The organism is Photobacterium sanctipauli, from assembly GCF_003026495.1.
Classification (GTDB): Bacteria; Pseudomonadota; Gammaproteobacteria; order Enterobacterales; family Vibrionaceae; genus Photobacterium; species Photobacterium sanctipauli.
Genome location: NZ_PYMA01000014.1, coordinates 112,688 through 137,003, shown reverse-complemented (window position 1 = coordinate 137,003; position 24,316 = coordinate 112,688). Strand labels below are relative to the sequence as shown.

At 45.6% G+C, this 24,316-nt stretch carries 22 protein-coding genes; 13 read left to right on the top strand and 9 right to left on the bottom strand.

The window, feature by feature from the left end; all coding sequences use genetic code 11:
- Positions 1–56: 56 nt before the first annotated feature.
- Positions 57–1,679: a CHASE domain-containing protein gene (locus C9I98_RS19325; RefSeq protein WP_036817836.1), complete on the bottom strand. Its 1,623-nt coding sequence runs from the start codon at positions 1,677–1,679 to the stop codon at positions 57–59.
- Between the two features lie 361 nt (positions 1,680–2,040).
- Between C9I98_RS19325 and metR the strand changes: the two genes are divergently transcribed.
- A complete protein-coding gene (metR, locus tag C9I98_RS19320; RefSeq protein WP_036817846.1) occupies positions 2,041–2,952 on the top strand; it encodes an HTH-type transcriptional regulator MetR in 912 nt (303 codons plus the stop codon).
- 43 nt (positions 2,953–2,995) lie between these two features.
- On the opposite strand, the gene C9I98_RS19315 is transcribed toward metR, so the two are convergent.
- Complete coding sequence (locus C9I98_RS19315; protein ID WP_036817838.1) at positions 2,996–3,184, bottom strand: DUF4250 domain-containing protein; 189 nt, start codon at positions 3,182–3,184, stop codon at positions 2,996–2,998.
- 126 nt (positions 3,185–3,310) lie between these two features.
- Positions 3,311–3,979 carry a hypothetical protein gene (locus C9I98_RS19310; RefSeq protein ID WP_036817840.1) on the bottom strand — a complete coding sequence of 223 codons (669 nt, stop codon included), beginning with the start codon at positions 3,977–3,979 and terminating at the stop codon, positions 3,311–3,313.
- 300 nt (positions 3,980–4,279) lie between these two features.
- On the opposite strand from C9I98_RS19310, the gene C9I98_RS19305 reads away from it, so the two are divergent.
- The 5 genes from C9I98_RS19305 (at position 4,280) to C9I98_RS19285 (ending at position 12,109) form a co-directional block, all read left to right on the top strand.
- A complete protein-coding gene (locus C9I98_RS19305) occupies positions 4,280–5,452 on the top strand; it encodes a GGDEF domain-containing protein (RefSeq protein WP_107272361.1) in 1,173 nt (390 codons plus the stop codon).
- 293 nt (positions 5,453–5,745) lie between these two features.
- Positions 5,746–7,398 carry an anaerobic glycerol-3-phosphate dehydrogenase subunit A gene (gene glpA / locus C9I98_RS19300; RefSeq protein ID WP_051901853.1) on the top strand — a complete coding sequence of 551 codons (1,653 nt, stop codon included), beginning with the start codon at positions 5,746–5,748 and terminating at the stop codon, positions 7,396–7,398.
- Positions 7,395–8,732: a glycerol-3-phosphate dehydrogenase subunit GlpB gene (glpB, locus tag C9I98_RS19295; protein WP_036817000.1), complete on the top strand. Its 1,338-nt coding sequence runs from the start codon at positions 7,395–7,397 to the stop codon at positions 8,730–8,732. The genes glpA and glpB overlap by 4 nt, the downstream gene beginning before the upstream one ends.
- Complete coding sequence (gene glpC, locus C9I98_RS19290; RefSeq protein ID WP_036817002.1) at positions 8,729–9,940, top strand: anaerobic glycerol-3-phosphate dehydrogenase subunit GlpC; 1,212 nt, start codon at positions 8,729–8,731, stop codon at positions 9,938–9,940. The genes glpB and glpC overlap by 4 nt, the downstream gene beginning before the upstream one ends.
- A gap of 282 nt (positions 9,941–10,222) precedes the next feature.
- Complete coding sequence (locus tag C9I98_RS19285; protein WP_036817004.1) at positions 10,223–12,109, top strand: methyl-accepting chemotaxis protein; 1,887 nt, start codon at positions 10,223–10,225, stop codon at positions 12,107–12,109.
- A 93-nt stretch (positions 12,110–12,202) separates the two neighbouring features.
- On the opposite strand, the gene C9I98_RS19280 is transcribed toward C9I98_RS19285, so the two are convergent.
- The gene (locus C9I98_RS19280; protein ID WP_036817007.1) at positions 12,203–13,402 is read right to left on the bottom strand and encodes an MFS transporter; all 1,200 of its coding nucleotides are present in this window, start codon (positions 13,400–13,402) and stop codon (positions 12,203–12,205) included.
- 100 nt (positions 13,403–13,502) lie between these two features.
- Here C9I98_RS19280 and C9I98_RS19275 point away from each other — a divergent pair, with 100 nt between their 5' ends.
- From C9I98_RS19275 to C9I98_RS19260, 4 genes are all read left to right on the top strand, one after another.
- Positions 13,503–14,372 carry a LysR family transcriptional regulator gene (locus tag C9I98_RS19275; RefSeq protein ID WP_107272360.1) on the top strand — a complete coding sequence of 290 codons (870 nt, stop codon included), beginning with the start codon at positions 13,503–13,505 and terminating at the stop codon, positions 14,370–14,372.
- Positions 14,373–14,708: 336 nt separating this feature from the next.
- Positions 14,709–16,076, top strand: a complete 1,368-nt coding sequence (dcuC, locus tag C9I98_RS19270) for an anaerobic C4-dicarboxylate transporter DcuC (RefSeq protein ID WP_107272359.1) — start codon at positions 14,709–14,711, stop codon at positions 16,074–16,076.
- A 147-nt stretch (positions 16,077–16,223) separates the two neighbouring features.
- The gene (locus C9I98_RS19265; protein WP_158262699.1) at positions 16,224–16,946 is read left to right on the top strand and encodes a transcriptional regulator; all 723 of its coding nucleotides are present in this window, start codon (positions 16,224–16,226) and stop codon (positions 16,944–16,946) included.
- Positions 16,925–17,356, top strand: coding sequence for a hypothetical protein (locus C9I98_RS19260; protein WP_036824332.1), 432 nt, complete (start codon positions 16,925–16,927; stop codon positions 17,354–17,356). Before C9I98_RS19265 ends, C9I98_RS19260 begins: the two co-directional genes overlap by 22 nt.
- An 83-nt stretch (positions 17,357–17,439) precedes the next feature.
- On the opposite strand, the gene C9I98_RS19255 is transcribed toward C9I98_RS19260, so the two are convergent.
- From C9I98_RS19255 to C9I98_RS27050, 3 genes are all read right to left on the bottom strand, one after another.
- Positions 17,440–17,700 carry a hypothetical protein gene (locus C9I98_RS19255; RefSeq protein ID WP_036824327.1) on the bottom strand — a complete coding sequence of 87 codons (261 nt, stop codon included), beginning with the start codon at positions 17,698–17,700 and terminating at the stop codon, positions 17,440–17,442.
- 303 nt (positions 17,701–18,003) lie between these two features.
- Positions 18,004–18,243 (bottom strand): hypothetical protein, encoded by a 240-nt coding sequence (locus C9I98_RS19250; RefSeq protein WP_107272358.1) that lies wholly within the window; start codon positions 18,241–18,243, stop codon positions 18,004–18,006.
- 22 nt (positions 18,244–18,265) lie between these two features.
- A complete protein-coding gene (locus tag C9I98_RS27050; RefSeq protein WP_036826020.1) occupies positions 18,266–18,745 on the bottom strand; it encodes a prepilin-type N-terminal cleavage/methylation domain-containing protein in 480 nt (159 codons plus the stop codon).
- Positions 18,746–18,957: 212 nt separating this feature from the next.
- Between C9I98_RS27050 and C9I98_RS19240 the strand changes: the two genes are divergently transcribed.
- Together C9I98_RS19240 and C9I98_RS19235 are read left to right on the top strand one after the other, a co-directional pair.
- Complete coding sequence (locus C9I98_RS19240) at positions 18,958–19,806, top strand: LysR family transcriptional regulator (RefSeq protein ID WP_036826018.1); 849 nt, start codon at positions 18,958–18,960, stop codon at positions 19,804–19,806.
- A 148-nt stretch (positions 19,807–19,954) separates the two neighbouring features.
- Positions 19,955–21,385, top strand: coding sequence for a DUF1254 domain-containing protein (locus tag C9I98_RS19235; RefSeq protein WP_107272357.1), 1,431 nt, complete (start codon positions 19,955–19,957; stop codon positions 21,383–21,385).
- A gap of 140 nt (positions 21,386–21,525) precedes the next feature.
- On the opposite strand, the gene C9I98_RS19230 is transcribed toward C9I98_RS19235, so the two are convergent.
- Complete coding sequence (locus tag C9I98_RS19230; protein WP_036828670.1) at positions 21,526–22,158, bottom strand: Crp/Fnr family transcriptional regulator; 633 nt, start codon at positions 22,156–22,158, stop codon at positions 21,526–21,528.
- A gap of 287 nt (positions 22,159–22,445) precedes the next feature.
- Between C9I98_RS19230 and C9I98_RS19225 the strand changes: the two genes are divergently transcribed.
- Entirely contained in the window at positions 22,446–23,210 is a 765-nt protein-coding gene (locus C9I98_RS19225) for a hypothetical protein (RefSeq protein ID WP_036825627.1), read from the top strand.
- Between the two features lie 86 nt (positions 23,211–23,296).
- Here C9I98_RS19225 and C9I98_RS19220 read toward each other — a convergent pair whose 3' ends face one another.
- Entirely contained in the window at positions 23,297–24,262 is a 966-nt protein-coding gene (locus C9I98_RS19220; protein ID WP_036825630.1) for an NAD(P)H-dependent oxidoreductase, read from the bottom strand.
- Positions 24,263–24,316: the final 54 nt, after the last annotated feature.

Below are 24,316 nucleotides of genomic sequence, written 5' to 3'. Positions count from 1 at the left end.
CTGAACGCAAAAAAGCACCTCTCGCAGGTGCTTTTTTTGTTTTACTTCATTCTTAATCAACACAAACTCGTAATATTTTCAGTGGTACGCTTCAATACCCGCATCGCTCTAACACAATTTCGACCAGCACTTTTGGCTTGATAGAGGGAGGAATCGGCATGATTAAATACGGAATCGACGGTTTGATCTATCAAAGCCTCTAGTGTTACCACGCCAATTGAAACCGTCACCACGTCAGACACTTTCGAGCCCGAATGCGCTATTGCCAAGCGCTCGATCGAGGCCCTGCACTGTTTAGCCACCACCTCGCCATTGTTGGTATTCGGCAGAATGATCCCAAACTCTTCCCCACCGATCCTTGCGAGCATATCTGCAGGACGCTTAAGTACTCGTTCTAACTCACTCGACACCAAGCGTAAGCAACGATCGCCGGCTTGGTGGCCATAGGTGTCGTTAAACTCCTTAAAATGGTCTATATCAATCACCAGCAGTGCCAGCGGCCTGCCATCGCGGCTGGCTCGCATAAATTCACGCTCTAGCGTTTCATCAAAATGTCGACGGTTGGCGATACCTAGCAAAACATCGGTTTTAGTTAGCCTATCCAGTTTCTTGTTTGCTTCATCAAGCTCTTTGTTCTTAGCATCAAGTGACATCAAGATAAGCTGATTACGCTGCATCACAACGAAGCCATAGCACATCGCAATAGCAAACACGACCAAGCCGATAGTGAACACCAACAATGGCATTCTGGTTCGGTGGGACGCAAAATACGCCTTGGTCGGGATGGCCTCTAGCACCCACTGCCTACCGCCTTTGTCCAATACAAGTTTGGAAACCACAAATTGATTGCCTTCCATTAATGGGGGTTGCATGTTGGTATTGTCATATAACACCTTATTGGCTTCACTGGCCCCGACATCAATCAGTTTGAAAGACATATCTTTGGCATCTGCTGCACGAAGCGAGCTGGCTAGGATATCGGTAATTTTATAGACCCCAAGAACAAAGCCGAGCAAGCTCTCACGTCGCGCCTGAGTTGTTGGCGGAGACACTGTTTCGTATATTGGCAGCAGAATTAACAAACCAAACCCCGTTTGACTTTCATCTGCTTGCACCAACTTCACCCCTTCCGAAATTTGTATCTTGCCGCTGTCAGTGGCATTAGTAATGGCGTTTAGGCGAATTGCATTCGAGCCTAGATCAAACCCTAAAGCGGCCTCATTACCTGCAAGGGGTTCGACATAATGCACCGGATAATATTCGCTTCGGTTCGTTGCCGCTACCATGTCGCCAGAAGCCACACGCTCGGTAAACTGGAAGCCTGGGGTGTGCTGGCGTACGTTTTGTTCGAATGCCTGCCGTTGATCAGCATCGACTTTAGGAATCCATTCCAACGCTTGAATATTGCCATGGCGAGCAATAGAAGACTGGGCCAGATAAGAAAAAGCCTCAGGTGTTAGTACCCCTGAGTTATCAAAAGCACTCTTTATGCTATGCAGCGACTCAAGGTAAAGCTCAACATCTTGAGAAAGGCTGTCCGATTTTTTTTCGATATCCATATCGAACTGGCGCTGAATATTGGTCGTTTCTAGCTGATAGAAAAGACGAAACAACAAGCACAGTAAAACAACGCCTGTAAAAACGGTAAAAACAGTGATGAGAAAAAGCCTACGTTCCATGATGACCTTTTATTTTCAGCAATAGGTATAAGTATTGCCTATTGTTATGATAAATCAAACCATTACGTATAATTTCCATGCCTCTTCATACCACTTTTATACCCATGAGGCACAAATGTAGGCCAGCTACACAATGTCTGAAATACTAAACACATAAATATCGGGTACGACCAAGTTAATGTCAGTTGGCCATCAAGTGGTAGGAATCGACATAAAAAACGCATTTAGCCGTCTAGATGTTTACACCGCCATTAATAACAAGTACATTGGCAAAGTAAATCGAATATAAATGCAGGTTGCATATTCAGCAATGAAATAGATAAACCTGCTGCGAGTGCGACAACAAGGAAGAGCTAACCCAATGATAGAAATCAAACACCTAAGAACACTTACGGTATTACGCGATACTGGTTCGCTCACGGCAACGGCAAACACCTTGTGTTTAACCCAGTCGGCACTCTCACACCAATTAAAAGATCTAGAGCAGCGCCTTGGCGGGCAGCTTTTCCTTCGCAAAACCCGCCCGGTGAAATTCACCGCCGAAGGAGAAGTACTATTGCGCCTGGCCGATGATCTTATTCCCCGCATCGCTAAAGCCGAGCATGAGTTAGCTAGCCTTAAGGAAGATACCCATGGCCGCCTGCACATGGCAATTGAGTGCCACTCCTGTTTCCAATGGCTCATGCCAGCGCTCAAGGAGTATCAGATCCATTGGCCAAGTGTCACACTCGATTTTTCTTCCGGATTCGGTTTTGAACCACTGCCTGCACTGGCCGCTGGCGAACTAGACTTAGTCATTACCTCCGATATTCAACCTCGGAGTGAAATACACTATGAACCACTATTTGATTTTGAGATGCGTTTAATTGTGTCTCCGCAATCACACCTAGTCGACAAAGACTTTATCAACCCGGAAGATCTACAAGAACAAACCATGCTCACCTACCCGGTTCAAAAAAGCCGTTTAGATGTAGTGAAACACTTTCTGCAACCAGCCGGCATTGAACCAAGCAATTGGAAACAAGCCGATAATACCTTGATGTTGATACAGATGGTCTCCGCTGGCCTTGGGGTTGCCGCCTTGCCTAATTGGGCTGTTTATGATTATGCAAAACAAGGCTTGGTCGTCAGCAAGCCGCTAGGCGAAGGGCTATGGCGTCGATTGTTTGCCGGCGTTCGTTCGTCCGAGCGAGATAGGCACTACCTGTCCGCCTTTTTTGCCACCGCAAAACAGCAATGCCAGACACATTTAGAAGGGATAAAAGCAGCTTAGCCGTGCAAACCATAGGTATTCACGGCTAAGAGAGTCAGAGGAATTACTTGAATTGATTGTTAATGGGATCGTAGTGATAACCTAACGATTCCATTTTTTCGTTTAACTCGTTGAAGTCGAGTTCGTAACGACTAACAAGCTCTTCAACCGTTGAACATTCAAGGCGAAGTCTTTCATTTACAATGCCAAGCACAATGTTGCCATCCATGTTTAGCAGGTTGTTAATCTCCATACTTACCTCCTTGGTACTAACTAACCAAGTGTTGATCTCGAATACCAACCTGTATAAGCATAGTCAGAATGCGGCGGGTTTAAAAAGAACCCGCTCACATATTTACCCCCAAATGCTCAGGGAATATTAAATCAACGTGGTTTGCATTGAAGCAGACACCACCATCAAGCCCGCAGCCACAATCAGCTGCCACTTATTCACCGTTTTACCCGTAAGTAGGTGCATTGCCCAAACCAATAAAGCACACACTAACAACAACAATGAACCAATAATGTTGCTGATCGCCGTTGCCAACGCTTCCTCAGATAACGAACTTGATAGCCACAAAATACACAGCACGCTTAGCATTGCGCTAACAAAGCCAGTAAAAGGCAGTAAGCGGTGGAAGGCTTGAAGACGCGTTCTTGCCTGGGTTAAAAGGATGTGGGCGGTGAGTGCTCCAAGCATCGGAATGGCGACAAAGCTCAGGAAAGCACTTGGTAAGCTCAACGATGGCAAAATCGCTAACCAAGCCATAAATGCCAAACCTTCAGCAGCGAAGAGCACCTTCATTGGGCCTGCATCACGGGTTTTACCGGTTTTCACCTTCATCGTGAAGTAACCCAATGTAGCCAAAGGCAACACAGCGATAGGCTGGAAAACAGCGGCGATTAGCCACCCAATCAGTAACACTGGCAGTGTTTTATGTACACGGCCTCGTTGACCGGGGCAAATTTCCCCTTTTGTGAGTACAAGGGTAAGAATAAGTTGTGCGCCAAACAACGCTGGAATAAGAAACATCACGCCTGTGTTCATAAAATGTGTTCTTTACTAGGTAGCGGTAAATATGGAGGCAGATAATAGCAAGACCCGCGATTGATACCAAATGCCGCTCGCTTTCTCACTGAGGTAAGGTGCTTATTTCACCCATATTGATGCATAACAAAGCATTTAGTTACAAGCAAAACGATTAATTGGATCAATATCACTGAAACAAAATGCGCTTCATAGAATAATCACTCATTCTATAAAATCAATTTAAACAAGTATTTAATAATGATTTTATCAATAAAACCCGGCTATCTTGCCGAATAATACTCACAGTAAGCGAGAAAAATGCAAGAGACGCCCAGCCAGCTATTAAAAACGATCAAGCTCTATATCCCTGATCTATGGAGTGCGAACGCTCACTCATCGAGTTTTCAAAACACACGGAGTGGCTACCTTCGTAACCGTATTAGTATGCTGGCGGCTGTTTGGGGCCTATTGGTATTTATCTGGATACCATTTGATCTCTTTTTTCTGCCTGAAAGCCAAAGCGTACCAATCGTCATTGCCCGCTTACTTCTTGGCACCTCCCTACTTTTGCTTGCCAAGGTTAACTATCGCCTTACGAAATTAAAGCATGCACAGATCTGTATGGGGTTATTAGTCACAGCGACTAACCTTTTCTATCTATATGCCATTTGGATTTTAGAGTTTCCCAGCGTATATAGCGGCTACTTCTATGGTTATACCCTACTGCCCATCATTCATGTTGCAATGCTGACCATTTTGCCAGTGACCTTAAAAGAGAGTTTAGGGCTTCTGGCCATCACTGCATTTGTTCAGTTATTTACTGATTTTCAAGCCACCTACTTTCTCACGCCAGAAAACATCGCTGATTACTGGTTGCAAACTATCTTGGCGATGATGGTGATTTGGTCGCAGCTATCCAAACTATACATGCTGATGAGACTGTATCGCCAAGCCACGCTTGACCCATTAACCGGTATCTATAACCGCAGAATGCTGTTGCAACTGGCCAATAAGTGCATGCTTCACAGTGAGTACACCAAACAGCCCTTTTCCGTCATGCTGTTCGATATCGATAAGTTCAAGCGAATAAACGATACTTGGGGGCACAGTGCCGGGGATCAGGTACTCAAAGAGTTCACTCAGTTTATCCAGAGCCAATCCAAAGGTGATGAGTTATTTGGCCGGTTCGGTGGTGAAGAGTTTATTTTGTTTTTACCCAAAACCCACTTCACCCAAGCAGAGCAGCTGGCTGACAAACTGCTTGCATCAATCCGTCAATTGCAGCTCGATATTGGGGTAGATGATACAAAAATCCGCATTACAACCAGCATAGGCATCTCAAGCTTTACCGACGGTGACACACTCTCATCGCTACTGGAAAGAGCCGATAATGCCTTGTATGAGTGTAAAGATGCAGGGCGTGATTGCCGTCGCTATCACCCTGCCGGTTACAAATACTCAAGCAGAGCCGAATGCCAATTAGTGGGGTAAATACCCACTTTCTTTTCGTTTTCGTGCCCGAAACACACTCGAACTCCCCCACCGCCACCTGAATAATCTTCACTTTCGATATATTTCCAAGGCTAAATTGCCGTTCATACGGCATTTTCCTGCGCACATTTCACCCAAACACTCATTATTTTGCGCAAACGAATGTTCGTTCGCTCATTTGTGTGTGCTTGATCAAATAATATCCCTGAAAAAAGTGGCATATTTATCCCCATAAAAACGAAGGAAATAATCACTTTCCTCATTCATGGACCAAACAATAAGCGAAAACGAACATGAATAGTTGGTTTGAAACAGATGTTGTTATTATTGGCGGGGGCGCGACAGGCACTGGCATTATGCGTGACTGTGCATTGCGTGGACTCTCTTGTATTCTGGTTGAAAAAGACGACCTCGCCTCTGGCACAACTGGACGTAACCACGGCCTACTTCATTCCGGAGCACGATATGCAGTGACGGATCAGGAATCAGCCAAAGAGTGCATTCAAGAAAACCGCATTCTCAAAAACATTGCTCGCCACTGCGTTGAAGATACGCAAGGGCTGTTTATCTCTTTGCCTGATGATGACCTCGATTTCCAAAAATCCTTTATTACTTCTTGTCAGCAAGCGGATATCGACGTTGAACAACTCACGCCTCAAGATGCCCTACGTCTTGAGCCAAACTGTAACCCGAACCTCATTGGCGCAGTAAAAGTGCCTGATGGCACGCTTGACCCATTCCGACTATCAGCCTCGAACGTTATTGATGCCGTCGAGCACGGCGCAAAGCTATTCAATCATACCCATGTCACCGGGCTTATTCGTGATGGTGCCACCGTGCGCGGTGTGAAATGTTTGAATTTGAAAACCGGTGAACACTTCGAGATCCATGCCAAGCAAGTGGTTAACGCTGCGGGGATTTGGGGACAGCAGATCTGCGAGTATGGCGATCTCTCCATCAAGATGTTCCCTGCCAAAGGATCCCTACTGATCCTTGATTACCGTATCAACAACTTAGTGATCAACCGCTGCCGCAAACCGTCCGATGCCGATATTCTTGTACCGGGCGATACTATTTCGCTTATCGGTACCACCTCTGAGCGTATTGATTACGATCGTATTGATGACCTGCACGTCACCAGTAAAGAAATCGATATTCTGCTAGAAGAAGGCACCAAATTGGCACCGATTATGGCCAATACCCGCGTGTTGCGCGCTTATGCTGGTGTTCGCCCACTTGTTGCCGTCGATGGTGATACCAGCGGCCGTAATATCAGCCGTGGTATTGTGCTACTTGACCACGCCGAGCGTGATGGGCTTGATGGCTTCGTCACCATTACGGGCGGAAAGCTGATGACCTACCGCATGATGGCTGAATGGACAACGGATCTGGTGGCGAAAAAACTCGGTAACACTGCACCATGTATTACTCACGAAAAACCGCTGCCTGGTTCCGAACAAGCCAAGCCTAAAAAGCAGCCAACAGCAAGCCTTGCCAAGCCTGTTTACCAATCGGCATTTTACCGCCACGGTGAGCGCGCCGAGAAATTCCTAAGCAACGACAAAAAGAGCCAAGCGGTAATTTGCGAATGTGAAATGGTGACCTGTGGCGAAGTTGAATACGCCATCAAGGATCTGGATGTTCACAACCTGGTTGATTTACGCCGCCGCACCCGTATCGGGATGGGGCCATGCCAAGGTGAGCTTTGTTCATACCGTGCTGCCGGACTGTTCTCAGAATACGGAAAAACCTCCGGTACCGAAGCGAGCCACTTGCTGGAAGATTTCCTAGAAGAGCGCTGGAAAGGCATCAAGCCTGTGTTCTGGGGTGATGCACTACGCGAAGGCGAATTCACTTACTGGATTTATGAAGGACTGTTTGGTGTTAGTGACTTGCCCGAACAACAGCAAGCTGTAAAGAAAAGTGATGAAGAGGTAACACAATGAAATTCGATAGCATCGTAATTGGAGGCGGTGTCGCAGGCCTAAGCTGCGCGATTCGTTGTGCAGAGGCCGGTTTGAAAACCGCTGTGGTGGCTGCAGGTCAAAGTGCCCTTCACTTTTCATCCGGTTCGGTTGATGTGCTTAGTCGCCTACCCAATGGCGAAGCCGTTGCGGCTCCCTTTGACGCATTTACAACCCTTGCGGAACAAAGCCCACACCACCCATACAGCAAACTAGGTGTAGCAGCTAGCCGTGATGCCATCGCTTGGTATCAGAACATGATGGAAAAGTGTGGCGTCTACCTGAGCGAACAAGCTGATGAGAAAAACCACTACCGCGTAACGCCAATGGGGACTTTTCGCTCAACTTGGCTATCGCAGCAAACGGTCCACCAGTTTCCATTGCATGATCTAAGCCAAGGTTTGACAAACGTCGCCCTTGTGACCGTTGACGGTTTCCGTGATTTCCAACCGCAGCTGGCCGCTGACAACCTCGCCAAACTGCCGCAATTTGCCAACGTCAGCATTAAAACCGCGGCGGTTGAATTGCCAGATTTTGAAAAAATGCAGCGCAATCCATGTGAATTCCGCTCAATTGATATTTCCCGCGTGTTACGCGACGAAACAAAATTGCACGCTTTTGCCAAGTCCATGATCCAGCAAGTCGGCAAGGCTGACTTGGTCATTCTGCCTGCCATTTTTGGTAATGGCGATGGCGCAGCAACCATCAAGCTACTTGAAGGACTGACCGGATTTAGCATTTGCGAAATTCCAACCATGCCGCCTTCACTGCTCGGTATCCGACTTGAAGAAGCCATGAAGTCCCACTTTAAAAAGCTAGGCGGGCTTATTCTGGCGGGAGATGAAGTTATCAGTGGGCAATTTGACGGGGATAAACTCACCCATATTTTCACCCGTAATCATGAAGACATCCCATTAAGTGCAGATCACTTCTTGATGGCAAACGGCAGCTTCTTTAGCAAAGGGCTTGCTGCTCATCGCGAGAGCATCGAAGAGCCTGTCTTTGGTTTAGACATGGCGGAAAATTCACACCGTGACCATTGGTACCAAAGCCAATTCTTTGCCAAGCAAAGCCACCCGTTCATGAAAATGGGGGTGAGTTGCAATGAGCACTTCCAACCGTCAATCAAGGGCCAAACCATCAGCAACCTGTATTGCGCAGGTGCGATCCTCGCCCATTATGATCCGGTACAAGAAGGCTCTGGATCTGGTGTTGCCATCTCAACCGGCCATTATGTTGCCGAACAAATGATTGCCCGCTCACAAGCGGTTCAGATTTCAGATTCACAACAAAAACAAGAAAGGACAACAGCATGAGCCTTCTTCAAAAAGACACCAGTTTCGACCAGTGCATCAAATGTACGGTTTGCACCGTCTACTGCCCGGTAGCCAAAGCGAACCCGCAGTACCCAGGTCCAAAACAATGCGGCCCTGATGGCGAACGCCTTCGCATCAAAAGTCCTGAGTTTTACGATGAAACCCTAAAGCTGTGCACCAACTGTAAGCGCTGTGAAACCGCCTGTCCGTCAGGTGTGAAAATTGGCGACATGATTGCGGTGGCCCGCGATAACCACGCCAAGCTGCCAATGAACATTAAGACGGTGCGTGACTATGTGTTGAGCCACACTGATCTCATGGGCTCGGCGGCCACACCGTTTGCGCCAATCGTGAACTCAATTACCGGGCTTAAGCCAGTGAAAAAAATCATGCACAAAACAATCGGTGTGCATGATCATAAGAGTTTGCCTAAGTATTCCCACGGCACCTTCCGCCGCTGGTACAAGCAAAACTGCACCAGCCAGGCGCTCTACCCTCAGCAAGTGCACTACTTTCACGGCTGCTACGTAAACTATAACCACCCGCAACTGGGCAAAGACTTCGTCAAAGTCATGAATGCCATGAGCATTGGTGTCCAATTGCTAGATAAAGAGAAATGCTGTGGCGTCCCTTTGATTGCCAACGGCTTCTTTGACAAGGCAAAGAAAAATGCACACCTGAACGTGAAAAACTTTGCTTCAGCTATCGAGAAATATGACTCTCAAATCGTATCGACATCATCTACTTGCTCTTTCACCCTGAAAGAAGAATACCCAAGCGTATTGAAAGTCGATAACCGCCAAGTCGCTGATAAAATTGAGTACGTGACCCGCTTTTTATTGAAGCAGTTCATGAACGGCAAAATGCCGAAAATGAAGCCAATCAACAAGAAGGTGGTATACCACACGCCTTGTCACCTAGAGCGCACAGGCGGCAGCCTTTACACCATTGAACTCTTGAAGATGATCCCAGGGCTTGAAGTGGAAGTACTTGATAGCCAGTGCTGTGGCCTAGCCGGTACCTACGGCTTCAAGACCGAAAACTACGACACGTCCATGTCGATTGGTAGCAACTTGTTCAAGCAAATTAACCGCTCTAAAGCTGATTTTGCCATTACCGACTGCGAAACCTGTAAGTGGCAAATAGAAGAGAACACTGACTTAGAAACCATTCACCCTGTTTCGTTATTGGCCATGGCGATTGGCTAATACCGGGTACTGACTTTCTATCGCCACCAGATATTATCTGGCCAAACTAGTACACCTATTAACTTTAATCCCAGCTTTAGCGTATGTTCCCCGCATATTGACGCTAGATCTGGGATTTTTTAGTCTCGGTTGTCAACTAACTTGGGCATATCTCTTTTCTGATCCTATAGTTAAAAAAAGATGTGAACACTGTCGCATAATTGCAACACGTGCACCCTCGATTATGGGCTAAAGCCTTATCAGCCTGTCGTGCCTTAAAAAAGCAAAAAACAGGAGAGCCAGATGCGAAAACCATCGCTTCATACGATTAAAGCCCAACTATTTTTGGTGAGTATTTTTCTTGTCACCACCATGGTTGGCTTTGGTATCTTCGAAGCCTTTTCATTCAAAAAGCTTGACCAGCTTCAACAGGCGGCGCAAGAAACGGCGAACGGCAATACAGATTTGCTCACACTTCGTCGCCATGAAAAAGATTTCCTCGCGCGGTTAGACCCTCAATACATCGAGCAATTTAACCAGCAGCAAATAGCCCTTAGCAAGCGGCTAAAAGATGTTCAGGCCCTACTCGCTCAATATGACGATTCAAATAATTCGCAATTTGCTGACGTATTACAGGCGTTAGACGCTTATTCCAACCAGTTCAACATTATTGCCGACCAAACGATTTTAATTGGCCTTACCCCTCAAGAAGGGCTTCGAGGCAATATACGCAGTGCAGCCAATGATGCCGAAGAAGGGATTTTACTCACAGGCAACGAACTCCTTTATCGCATGCTACTGACGCTACGACGTAACGAAAAAGACTTTCTTATCACCAACAACCCTGACCATGTTCGGGTGTTTGAAAATAATGTCGAAAACCTTATTTCAGCAATAAGTAATAGCGAGTTAACCGTACGAGAACAGAAATCGCTGCGGCGCAGCATCATCATGTATCAAATGATGTTTGATGAGTTGGTAGAAGGCTATACCACAATCGGCCTGAATTATAACGAAGGCCTATACGGACAGCTTCGCAGCAATGTTCAGGACGTAGAGCAGAATATCAATAACCTTGAAGCAACTATCGTTCAAACCATTAATGATGAGCAGAACAATGAGAAGTTAGCGCTGATGGTTGCTGGCACCTTGGTTACCCTAACCATGGTGATAACCCTGATCATGATAAGCCGTAGAATTTCGAGCCGCTTAAAAAGTGTTAACCAAGTAATGGAAGACATTGCCAGCGGCGATGGTGATTTAACTGTTCGCATGAATGACAACGGTAAGGATGAATTTGCCAAACTAAGCCAATCATTCGACCAGTTTGCCAACAAGCTTCAAGCTATCATTCAAAATGTCGCTTCAATCTCTAAGCAACTCTCAACAAGTGCTGACGAGTCAAGCGCCTCGGCTAACAACAGTTTGACCAATGCCCAGCAGCAGCAATCAGAATCTGCCAATGTCGCCACTTCCATTAACGAATTGCTGGCAACCAGCAACGAAATCGCCAGTAATATCGCCGATGCCGCCGATTCTGCCGAGCACGGTAAGCAAAATGCACAACAAAGCCTGGCCATCAGCCAACAGGCTGGCACAGCCATTGAATCTCTCGCCAGCCAGATTCAATCGGCACAACACCAAATTCAGGCTCTAGAGGCGGAGAGCAACAGCATCAACAAGGTGATTTCGGTGATCCGTGACATTACCGACCAAACCAACCTGCTCGCATTAAATGCCGCGATTGAAGCGGCACGCGCAGGGGAATATGGCCGCGGGTTTGCAGTCGTAGCCGATGAAGTGCGCCTGCTAGCCCAGCGTACACACAGCTCTACCGAGGAAATAGAGCAAACCATCGAGCGGCTTCACGCCGGGGTTAGCCAAAGTGTTGCCCTTATGGAAGAAAGCCAGCAGCTGGCCGTTTCTACCGTAGAGCAAACCCAAGAAGCCACTGAGGCCGTCAATCGAATTACCGAAGCAATCACTGGTATCTCGGACAAGAGCCTGCAAATTGCTTCTGCATCAGAGCAACAAGCCGCTGTTTCTGCCGAAATTGATAAGAACATTATCCGTATTGCAGAACTGGCGACCAGTACCGCCAGCGCCGTCGATCAATCCTCGACGGCAAGTAAGCAAGTAACAGAAATGGCGCAAGAGCTTGATCGGGTTGTGGGACAATTTAAGTTCTAAAGTAACAAAGGGCGTGTTAAGGCACGCCCTTGTTGTATTCCATGTTAATCCGGCCAAGTGGTTAGGGTCTGTTTGCCCTAGATTCTGTTTGCCCTAGATAGCGACTGGGCTCTGCTCTTCTTTCGTCAAATTTTGCAAGCGGAAGCACAGCAGGTAAATCAGAGCATACAGCACCGTTCCACCAGTTACGACTCCCATCCAACCATAAAACTGCCAACAACCTATAAGGAAGAAGCCCCCCAAACTACCACCCGCATAATAGTGAACCAGATAAAGCGCGGTTGCCGTTGCCTTGGCTGTTTTTGCTCGCTGGCTCACCCAGCCATAAGCCAATGAGTGGGTAAAGAAAGCACCAGAACTGATCAGCAGCAAGCTGGCCAACATCGCGGGGATCGACTCAATTAATGCCAGCCACATCCCCACCCCACTGATGGTGGTCCCCAATACCATTCCAGATACGGCGCTGTAACGTTGGGTCCAGCGACCGCTCAGGTTTGCCGTTACCGTACCACTCAGGTAACAAAGGAAAATCATAGACGCCCAACTCACGGGTACGGAGTAAGGCTCGGCCACCAAGCGAAACCCCATTACCGAATACAAGTTAACGAAAAGCGCAAAGTTTACCCCCCCAATCATCATGGCAAACCACAGCGTACGATTACGTAAATGATGGACAACACTGTAGGTCTGATTACGCAATTGCCCCTTCGACGTCGTAAAATGCTGCTGCTTTGGTAATAAACGGTACACCACTAATGCCACAACCAAACTGAATACAGCCATCATAATGACAGCCGCCTGCCAACCGAAGTTGTCGGCAACAAAACCACCACTAATACGGCCAACAATGCCGCCCAACGAATTGGCACTCACATAACCGCCGACGGTCAACATGAGTGCTTTAGGGGTAAATTCTTCAGCCATATATGCCACAGCTACCGCAGCAAAGCCTGCGAGTGAAGCCCCCATCAGGGCTCGAGCAATACTTAGTGCCCATAGCGATTCAAGGAAGACCATCATAAAGCCGATGATAGGTAGCAACGTTAAGCTAATTAGCATGACTTCACGTCGCCCTATTCGCTCAGACAACACAGCCCACGGCACAAGCATCACGGCCAGCGCCATTGTGCTCGCTGCAACCAGCCAGTTAACGGTGGTTGCAGCAACAGCAAACTGCTCGGCCATCAGCGGTAGCATGGGCTGGAATAGGTATAGGTTGCAAAAGATCAAAAAAGAACCAAGACACAAGGCCAAACTGGCACGTCGGTATTCGGGGGTTTTGATATCTATCATGATCAATTGCTCGTTAATTATCCTACTGAAAAACTAGCAATTTAGCGGCAATAGTGAAAATATATTAAAACTATTAACTCTATAAATAAAAGATATAGTTATGGATATCCGTCAACTGTCTTATTTCAAAACGCTTGCCGAATGCGGCAATTTCACCAAAGCCGCGCAAGTGCTGCACATTGCTCAGCCAGCACTGAGTATTGCGATTAAGAAATTTGAAGAACAGTTGGGGATCACGCTGTTTGACCGTAACGATCGACGTGTGGTGCTCACTCCCGAAGGTGAAGTGCTGCTACATCACGCCAAGTTAATCTTGCAAAATGTCCAAGATGCGACCACCGCTATGGAAGAGCTAAAAGGGCTGACTATCGGCGAGGTAAAACTTGGCGTACCGAGCTCGCTGGGCTCCTACTACCTGCCAGAGATTTTGATGGGATTTAAAAGTCAGTACCCCGATTTAAAACTGACCATCGTCGAGGCGGGTACCGAAACTATACGGCAGATGCTCATCAGCAAGGAGCTGGATTTGGGCGTGATCCACTGTAGCGAAATACCAGAAAGCCTCTCAACTGAGCGGCTCATCACCACCCAGATGGTCGCTGCCGTTAGCCCAGACAATCCTTTAGCGAAGGAAAAGAGCATAGACTTCGATACTTTTTTCAAGCAAGAGCTTGTGATGTTTAAAGCCGGCTACTTTCACCGCGAGTATATCGACCGGATCTGCGAAGAATATAACTACCAACCACAAATCGCGTTTGAAACCAACTTGCTGCCAATGATATTGCGAATAGTGAGAAACGACTTTGCTATTGCCGCTCTACTCGATATGGTGACCGAGTACGAAGCAGGGATTGTCCCTATCCCATTTAAGCAACCTGTTTACCTTAATATTGCCATTGCATGGCGCAAAAACGGTTACTTGTCCGTCGCAGATCGTGCCTTTATGGAATATGTTAAAAACCATCATTAGAATTAAATACAATTTACACTTTGAAACATTCACAACCATTATGATTGCTTATAACCCTTTAGATATAAGGGTTTAACAACGAAGTGGTGAATTCACAAGCAATATATAACTTTTAACCACCTCTAAACACTTGTTAACGCGTTTGTTTTCATTGTTGTAGCGCGAATATAACACACTACTTTAAATCCTGTTTTAGATCATAAACACGGCCCATTTTTATCGTTCCCCTGCCTCTTTTTAGGTAAATTAAACGCAAATAATGTGTAAGAAGTTTTTGTAAAGTTACATATTTTTTCTTTTTATTGTTTTCATTTGTGGTTTAAGAGGATTTTTTCCATGTTGGAACTTTTCATTGGCCTTGCGGTTACCATCGCTGTTGGCTATTTCATCATCAAAGGGTACAAACCAGCAGGCGTGCTACTAACTGCCGGTATCGTACTTCTTTTAATCACCGGTGTGATGGGCATGAAAGTACTGCCTGATAGCATCAACTCAACAGGCAACTTCGTAACAGACTCACTTGAGTACGTTAAGTACATGCTGCAGTACCGTGGCGGCGGCCTTGGTCTACAGATCATGCTGCTTTGTGGTTTCGCGTCTTACATGACCCACATCGGCGCAAACAACGTGGTGGTTAAACAGTTCTCTAAACCGCTTTCTTACATCAAATCACCATACATACTGCTGGTAGCGGCTTACATCGTGGCGTGTCTAATGTCACTGGCGGTAAGTTCTGCAACTGGCCTTGGTGTACTATTGATGGCCACCCTATTCCCAATGATGACAGCTATGGGTATTTCTCGCCCTGCAGCGGTTGCTATTTGTGCATCCCCTGCGGCAATCATCCTATCGCCAACTTCAGGCGACGTGGTTGTTGCGGCTGAGAAGTCAGGCCTGCCTCTACACGTATTCGCAGTAGAAACCGTACTACCTGTTTCTATCTGTGCAATCATCGTGATGGCTGCGGCGGCGTTCTTCTGGAACAAATACCTAGATAAGAAAGAAAATATCAAAATGGAAAAAGTTGATATTTCTGAAATCGAAGTTAAAGCGCCGGCTTACTACGCTATCCTGCCGTTCATGCCAATCATCGGTGTATTCCTATTCAACGGTAGCACTATCAAAGGTCTATACCTTGATATCTACACTATCGTTGTACTGTCTATCTTCATCGGTGCGCTAGTTGATTTCATTACTAAGCGCTTCAAAGGTAAAGAAACGCTAGAAGATCTAGAAGCGTGTTACCAAGGTATGGCTGACGCATTTAAAGGCGTGGTAATGCTATTGGTAGCGGCTGGTGTATTTGCACAGGGTCTAATGTCTATCGGTGCAATCGACAACCTAATCGGCCTTGCAGAGGCAGCTGGTGCAGGCGGCTTCGCGCTGATGCTGCTACTGACAGGCCTAACTGTTGCAGCAGCCATTGCAACCGGTTCTGGTAACGCGCCATTCTACGCATTCGTAGAGTTAGCACCTGCACTGGCTGGTAAGATGGGTCTGAGCCCTGCGTTCCTTATCATCCCAATGCTTCAGGCTTCTAACCTAGGTCGTACCATCTCGCCAGTATCTGGTGTCATTGTTGCGACCTCTGGTATGGGTAACGTAAACCCATTCGAAGTAGTTAAGCGTACTTCTGTTCCTGTTATCTGTGGTCTAATTACTGTCATTATTGGTACTGCGGTACTTGTACCTATGTATGCTTAAGGCGTCACCCGCAAGTATTTGATCGTCCGATCAATATATATCGAAAAACACCACGGTTTTCCGTGGTGTTTTGACATAAATTTAACCTAAAAGCATTTTTTTCGTCTATATTCGCCTATTAGCTTATATAACAAAAAAATGACGCCTATGCCCCATACTGAAAACAGCCAACCGCAAGACTTCTCTTTGCAAACCTTGCGCTTTTCCGGGTCTGACTTAACGGTAATCAACACCGTCAACGGTGCCAAAAACCAGCTAAGAGTCAAAGAAGCCGAGTTGCTAAAGCTTCTCTGCCAAAACTACCCACATGTCACGCTTCGCCAAGATCTTGCCCAAACCATATGGGCTGGCACTTATGTTTCCGATTTCACGATAAACCAGACCGTCAATGGACTGCGCTCAAAGCTGTTCGATTTAGGTAAGAGCCTTATCGTTACGGTGCCAAAGCGTGGCTACAAGCTCACAACAGAGCCGCTGTATGACAAGGGTGAAAACCAACCTGACCTAGCATCTGAAGGCGAAGAAGATGTAAAACCGGGTATTCATCTCCAGTCCGGCCCAGAACAAGCGGATATAAGTGCTCAGCAAAGCCCTGACGCACCGTCAAAGCCTAACCCAATCCGTTCACCCTGGTTATATATCACGGCTTTTGTTGTCAGCGCCCTGTTGGTGTTCCTAGGCCATTGGCTTATCCCGCCAACACCGACTTCGCACATTGGGCAGACCACCGTGCTATTCGTTCCCGATGAGCAGGAATTGCCACTGGTTGAGCAAGCCATCGAATCAGAAGAATATATTTACATCGACAAAGTCAAAGAGACCTTGTACGGCTGCCATGAGGATAAGACATGTACAAAGATCGCACCGTAATCCTGACTTTTTTTATTGCTGTCTTGCTGTTTTCAGGCGTGTTGCTCTTTGCAAAAGACCGTATCATGCCGACTTTCGGCCATTTTGAGGGGTTATGGTATACCGAGACCGAGAAAGGTGTTCGATTCTATCTTGAATTCGATAACAACCATTTGAACATTTATGGCCAAGATAAAGAGGCAGATAAATTCGAGGTTAAATACCTAAGCCACTATAAAAAAGATGTTGATGGCAGAATTATCATTCGCCAAGTCGATGCCAATGCTGACGATCCTGAGCTCAAGGATACACTTGACCTCAACACCAATGTGATTAGCTCTATTCGATTATTATCAGAGGGTGATGCCTTAGTGGTCAGCTTCTTTAATGGCCATGAATTAAAAGTCTATCGGCTTAAAGAAGTGCAGTAATCCTGCAACTTTTAGCTGTCAATAATGCGGCAGGCTACTGCCGCATTTCGTTCAAAACAACAGGCTATATCGCTAAGTGAGGCTTAGTCGAAGATTTCATCCACGAAATCTTCGCGGCGCTCTTCCCTTCTCTCCTCACGACGCTCTTCTTTGCGTTCTTCCTGACGCTCTTCTTTACGTTCTTCCTGGCGTTCTTCTTGACGCTCATCACGACGATCTTCTCTTCTTTCTTCACGGCGCTCTTCAACACGCTCTTCATGCCAACCGTCTGAATCGGCAAAAGTCATTGGTGAAAAACATAATGCAGAAACCAAGCCTACTGCCCAATGCGCTTTTTTACTCATATGTTATTACATCCCTAAATTACTTCAGATAATCTTCACGTCGTAGACCGTATTATTCGGTCGTCGTTATTTGTAATTGGCCAAATACCATTACGTTCTGAAGCTCATCTTCACAAACTCGGGCTTAGGGGGCTAATTCAATATTTATTTTTTATAGTCAATGACATACAAGAGAAATAAACCAATATTCACTCCATGAAAAATATATAATTCTAAAGATAAAAAATAAGGAGGCCGCGCCTCCTTCATTTTTTGAGCTTAATCACTTCACTACTGTAGTGACATACCGAGTTTGGCCACCGCTCAAGACATATGGTTGGTGATGGCATCATCCTGTCGCAAGAAGTAGCCATCACCCGTACCGTTGCTAACGAGCTCGACAGACTCTGTGGCATGGATAACCAGTGCCGCATGCAGCACCAACATCGCAATGGCATTCAATGTGAATTGCTTGAATTTTATGTACGTAGATTCTGGGATGCGGCCTGTTTTAACCAAATAAATTAAAACAACCCACTTTAAGATCGAAAATATTGTGTACATAAACCTTCAACTCTTAGATAGATTAAGAATGGCTTTCGTTAAGCTTGAACTCGACCTTACCCACACCAGAGGTATAGACAATCTCGCCCTTCTCGCCGTAATAAGAGAAGGTGCAGGTGCGTGTTCTACGCTGATACTTCGTTAACAACTCATTGGTTTCGGCATTACGTCGAACAGCTTCAATGCTATCAATCAAGGTGTTCCAAATATTCACACACTCACGCTTATTCTTGGCAAACGGGTAATCGTATCGGTTATTCCGGTGCTGAAATTGCAAAGTATGGCCATTGATCTCCAAGGTGCTAGGTTCCCCCTGAAGTTTATGCTTGCCATAGATCATTGCTAACGAGCTCTCAAAAGCGCTTTTCGTTCCACGAAGTACAGATTCATGGGCATCATCGTCCAAATTCAAAAAGCGTGGAGCCGCTGTCACAGCAACGATACCGAGTATGACAATCACAACCACTAACTCAATTAACGTAAAGCCTGCTGTTTTTTTCATTATGCCTACCACTCAATTAGTACATCCATCTGTAAAAACACGGGCATAATAAAGCAATTCACCGCTCTTATTCAACATCGCCGATCAATTCATTGAGCAAATACTTTAAATAAAGGAGATAATGTTGACCAAGTACAAGCTGGAGCTATTTATCCTCGAGGCTTTGATAGATTAAGATTGACCCAGGAGAAATGGGCACTAAAGGATCCTAAATGGATATGAACCTCATTCGGACATTTGTGTCCGTATATCAACATCAATCATATACCCGAGCAGCTGAAAATTTAGGACTGACCCAACCTGCAGTTAGCATGGCGATAAAGCGGTTGGAAGCCGAAGTTGGCACTGCCTTGTTTATCAAAAGTGGCCGGAGTATCACCCCCACTCATCGGGCTGAGTTGCTTGCCTCCGAACTTCAGCGGGGGATCGAAATTATCGACAATGCTATTTCAGCCAAAACACAGCACTCTGTTTACTGCGTTGAAGGACTCTCTCATCTTATTGGCGATCTTGACGATACGATTTTCAAAGTTCCACCACTCGATCAAGAACTTATTTTCAAAGACTTGCGTTCTCAACAAGTCGACCTTGCCATTGATACGACAACCAGCAAAGACAGTGCTTTTGTTATGGATCTTATCCACCAAGAAACCATAAAAATTATCTGTAGGAAAGATCACCCCCGTATCGTCAGCCAGTTAACTAAAGAGCAGTTTTACCAAGAAAGCCATGTTGTCTTTAAGGCTCGCCGTGAGGGTCGACAATTTCTAGACCTATTTGCCAAAGAAGCCCTTCGCCCAAGGAGAGAAAAGCAAGAAGTGTCAACTCAAGCCAATATGGCGTTGGCAGTGGCTGACTCCGACCACCTAGGGTTAGTCTTTGGATCTTTTGCCCGTAAATGGGAAAATCGCCTCAACCTCAGCGTATTTGATATCCCGCTAGAGTGTGAGCAAGTCCCTATTCATATGGTTTACCATCAAAGATCAATCAACGATCCCGCCCACATCAAGCTCAGGCAAAAAATTATAGCCAGTTTCAAGCTTAATCAGACTTCATTATAGATAAACATAACTAAGATAGAGGCTATAAATATCGACAATACATCAATATAGCTTATGTATTGAATAAGCCTTACTCTATGGATTGGACGATGCCAAAACGCTCTAATACTACTCATCAGAACCTTTTACCCTTGGATGAGTAGACGCAATGAATAAGAGCCTAATCACAAAATCTATCGCGCTAGCACTAATGGCAAGTGCTAGCTTTTCTACTTTTAGCCATGCAGCCTCCCAACCCTCTTCGACAACCACTGAATACAATAACCGTGAACAAGCAGAATATAATTATGCGTATTCACTAGGTGTGCAAGCTGCGGTCTACGGCTGGGCGCCTGTAATGATGGATATCGCATTGGAGCTTCAAACCTCAGTTGATGCGCCAATGGACAATGGTCAAGCACCTTTGAACGAGTTAGGTCCGATAACCCGTCTTTGGGATCATCGTGACCGCTCATACACAACGCCAAATAATGACACCATATATCTACAAATGTGGGGCGATCTCGAAGAGCAGCCGATCGTTCTTTCAGTACCAGAAATCAAAGACCGCTATTGGATAGCACAAATTGTCGACATGTACACTGAGTCAGTTGTTGATCTCGGTAACGCTACAGTCGGTGATCAAGGCGGTGATTTTGTCTTGGCTAAAGCGGGATATGAAGGCGAATTACCAGAGGGATTACCTGTCTATTATTCAGATACACGCTACATCTGGATGGCAGGCCGATTAGGGGTCACCGATGCAAATGATGAGGCAGAAGCACTGTCATTACAGTCGAAATTCCGCCTAACAAAACTCGACGAATACCCTAATACCTCAGCTCAGCCAAAGCCGAAAGTGGCAGTTGGCGCACCAACAGTACAGTTCCCTGCTGGGCTTGAATGGTATGATCGATTAGATACTGTACTTGCCGAAAACCCACTCGCATCAGACAAAGCGCTTGTCGATTCTTTTGAGTTCATCGGCGTTGGCAATGGCGGTACAGCCGAACTCAGTGATGTCAAAAAAGCAGCTTTAAAAGCCGCATTTCCTGACGGTTTTGAGATTGTACGAGACGCTGCAATGTACACTGGCGTACCAGTAAACGGCTGGAACTTGGAGTATGACGCCGGAAGATACGGTACCGATTACTTGTTGCGTGCGGCCGTCAATATGAACTCCATTGGCCTCAATTCACCTGAGCGGGCAATGTACCCTAAACGCTATGTTGATAGTAGCGGTGAACTGCTCAGCGGTGAGAATCATTACACCATTACCTTCCCTAAAGATATGGCAGTCAAAGAAGACCTTGGTGGTTTCTGGTCCGTCACTATGTACGATGCCCAAGACCGGTTCATGGTTGAAAACAAGATCGACAGATTTAAAATTGGTACCACAACAGAAGATCTCGTCTACAACAATGAGGGTTCACTGACGGTTTATATCAGTCATGACAAACCTTCTGATGAGAAAAAACTAGCAAACTGGTTACCTGCACCAAACGATGGTTTCATGCTGCAAGTTCGCTTATATGAGCCAGAGGAAAAAGTGGTGAATGGTGAGTTTGAGTTACCTGAGATGTATAAAGTAGAAAAGTAATTTAACTTCTATTATTAAGCCTGCCAGTGGCAGGCTTTTTATTATCAACATAGTAAAAACACAAAGCTTATAATAAAACCCAACCAAACAATCAATTCGTTCATAAGGTTGAATTCAGAAGCTTAAGTCATTTTAACTGCTTAAGGCACGGATGAGTTAAGCCTATAACCCAGTAGTTTCTTTGTTATCACTCCTAGCGCGATTAAACGCTTAATTTCTTTACCCACCACATTCCGCGACATCGATAATAATGAGGCTAATGCAATAATATTCAATGGGATATGACCATCCTCTGTTACATCACTTATTGCTTTCAACGCACCTGTTACTTTGAGATAGGCATCTTTTTCTGCACGAAGGTGAAACAAGGTATGTGAAAATCGTTGCTTCTTAGCCAATGACTTACTCAACATCAAAAGAAAATCAGGCGCTAATTCTATGAGTTGCTTGACCACGAAAAATGGCAGTATGATCACCATTGAATCGGTAATCGCTTTAACATCGGTATGGCTGCCACCTTCAAGTAAATACTGAACTTCGTTAACAATAATACCGGGTGTAATCAAGTTATAAAAAGTAAAGTGGCTATTATTGCTAGTTGGAAAAATGCCAAAAATCCCGCTGATTGGCATAGCAATAAAATCCGACCATTCATCCTGATAATAAAGAAAGCTTCCTTTTTTTACGCTCTTCACTTTACCTTTCTCAAGGATGAGTTTGGCTAACCCATCATCTACTTGATAAGTATGCTTCAAGCAGAGAAAAGGATCCATTATGGCCTCCGATATATAGCTGTTTTTACATGTTAATTTATATTTTTAAAACATCGCTATTTTAAATAAAGGGAATATAAGCTTCTAGTCACCCTTATTTATGTCATACATAAACCATTTTTATGTATTCAATCAATCAATCAAACATTATGATATTTCTCATACCTCATTGAAAAAAACACAATATTACAAACCATAGCGTCAACATGCACTGCCAGTGCAACGCATGAATTTCACCAATGGTAAATTCCTCTCGAATTCAATGTCGAATCCAGAAGAAAGAAACCATGAAAAAAACACTTCTCACTGTAGCCGTATTTTCTGCAGTTAGCTTCAATGCGTTTGCCGATGACGACATACAAGATATGTCTGATCCACTGGCGGTATTTACCCAAGTAGGTGCTGGTTATACCGACAAAGGCCTGAACATTAAGTTGGGACAAACCTACGATACAGGCAACCCAACCACCGCAGGAATGAATGTATTAGAACTGAAAGGCGCGATGGGTGACACCTTGGGCTGGCGCGACGAGGCCAATGACAGTATTGATAGCATTCGTTTTCGCAACTTCGGGGTAGATTTAACCAACGGCCGTGGTAACCAAATTGATGTGAACTATGACTTCAACACTGAAGCAGGCAGCATCTCATACAGTTTCATTCAAGCCCTACCAGCCTTTGGTCCAATACAACTCTTCCCGCTTGGTGGCGTCGGTGCAGCCTTCGGAAATAATGTGACAGGGGATGATGGAGAGACAATCAGTGGTTATTCAATGCCTGGCACATTCGCAGTGATCGGTACCTATGGTAAGTTCACGATTAACGACAAGATTTGGCTTAACTACAACCCGATGTGGATGACGACGCTCTCGGGTTCAGATAGCTACAAAAACAACGCCTACGGTGAGAACAATGCCAATATTCTTGCCCATGAATTTGCCGCTTCATACCAATTCAATCCGCGATTTAATGTACGTTATTTTGCCAACTGGACAGAATACACCGACTTTAAAGATGGTGACCACCGCATTGAATTCAACTACCAAATCTAGTTGATCCTCGTGAGCGCAGAATGAACTAAAAGAGCTTGCTGGCCTCTCGCCAACAAGCTCTTTCATTTAATAATCAGTGCTGTGCCTTAGCCAAGCACAGGTACTACGCTGTAGTCGTGGATAACCACTTTACCTTGCTCATCAAAAGATACCTGCCAAGTTTCATTAACCAACATATCTACAGGTTCGCCTTTTAGCGCTGACTCGGCATAGGTTTCCGCTTTTAGCCTAATGCGAAGTTCAACCTGGTATGTATCAGTTGAAGAAGACTTGACTTCCACTTGTTCTACTAGGTGCTCGCAAGCTGGCTTAAACACGCCACGGGCCATCGAATACCAATCCCGGAAGCCCTCATGACCATGAAACTCCCCTTCCGGCATCGCCAAGCGAATATCCTTTGCCAGGTACTGGGTAAAATAATCCGACTCTTCAGGCAAGACGTCAAACTTGGCAAACCACTCAGCGACAAACTTATTAATACGCCCCTGAGCTGAATGGGTTATTGATTCAATCTGTGCGGTTAAGCGGTCTGCATGATCTTTGGCACGACCTTGTACTTCATCCAACTCGTTATAAACATTAGGGATATACACCATGCGATGGGTGTAAACCGGCTTATGGTAGTTCATGCCTGCCAAGTACGCGGTTTGCTGTAACGGGCGCATTAGCTCTTCAATTGAAAAGTGGTTATAACCTAGCGGATCATAAGATTCTTCAGGCCCGCCAATGGTAAACGATAAGATGAAATCTTTGCCTTTAAGCTTGTCGCCTTTAGAGCCAAAGGCAAAGTTATAGCTAAATACATCGTCAATCCACTTTTTCATCAATGCAGGTACCGAGTACCAGTAAAACGGGAATTGCAGCACGATCACATCCGCTTCCAGTAAGGCTTGCTGCTCAGCTTCAATGTCAATTTGATAGTTAGGGTAAAGCGTGTCAAGGCGACGAATAGCCACATCTTCAAGGCCAGCTTCCATCTCATTTAGGATCACTGTGTTGGTGAAAGACTCTTCTAAGTTTGGGTGACCTGAAATAATAACAACTTTGCTCATGGTGGTTCCTCTTCAATACTTGCCTTAACCGATGTGCAAATCATACGTTGTAAG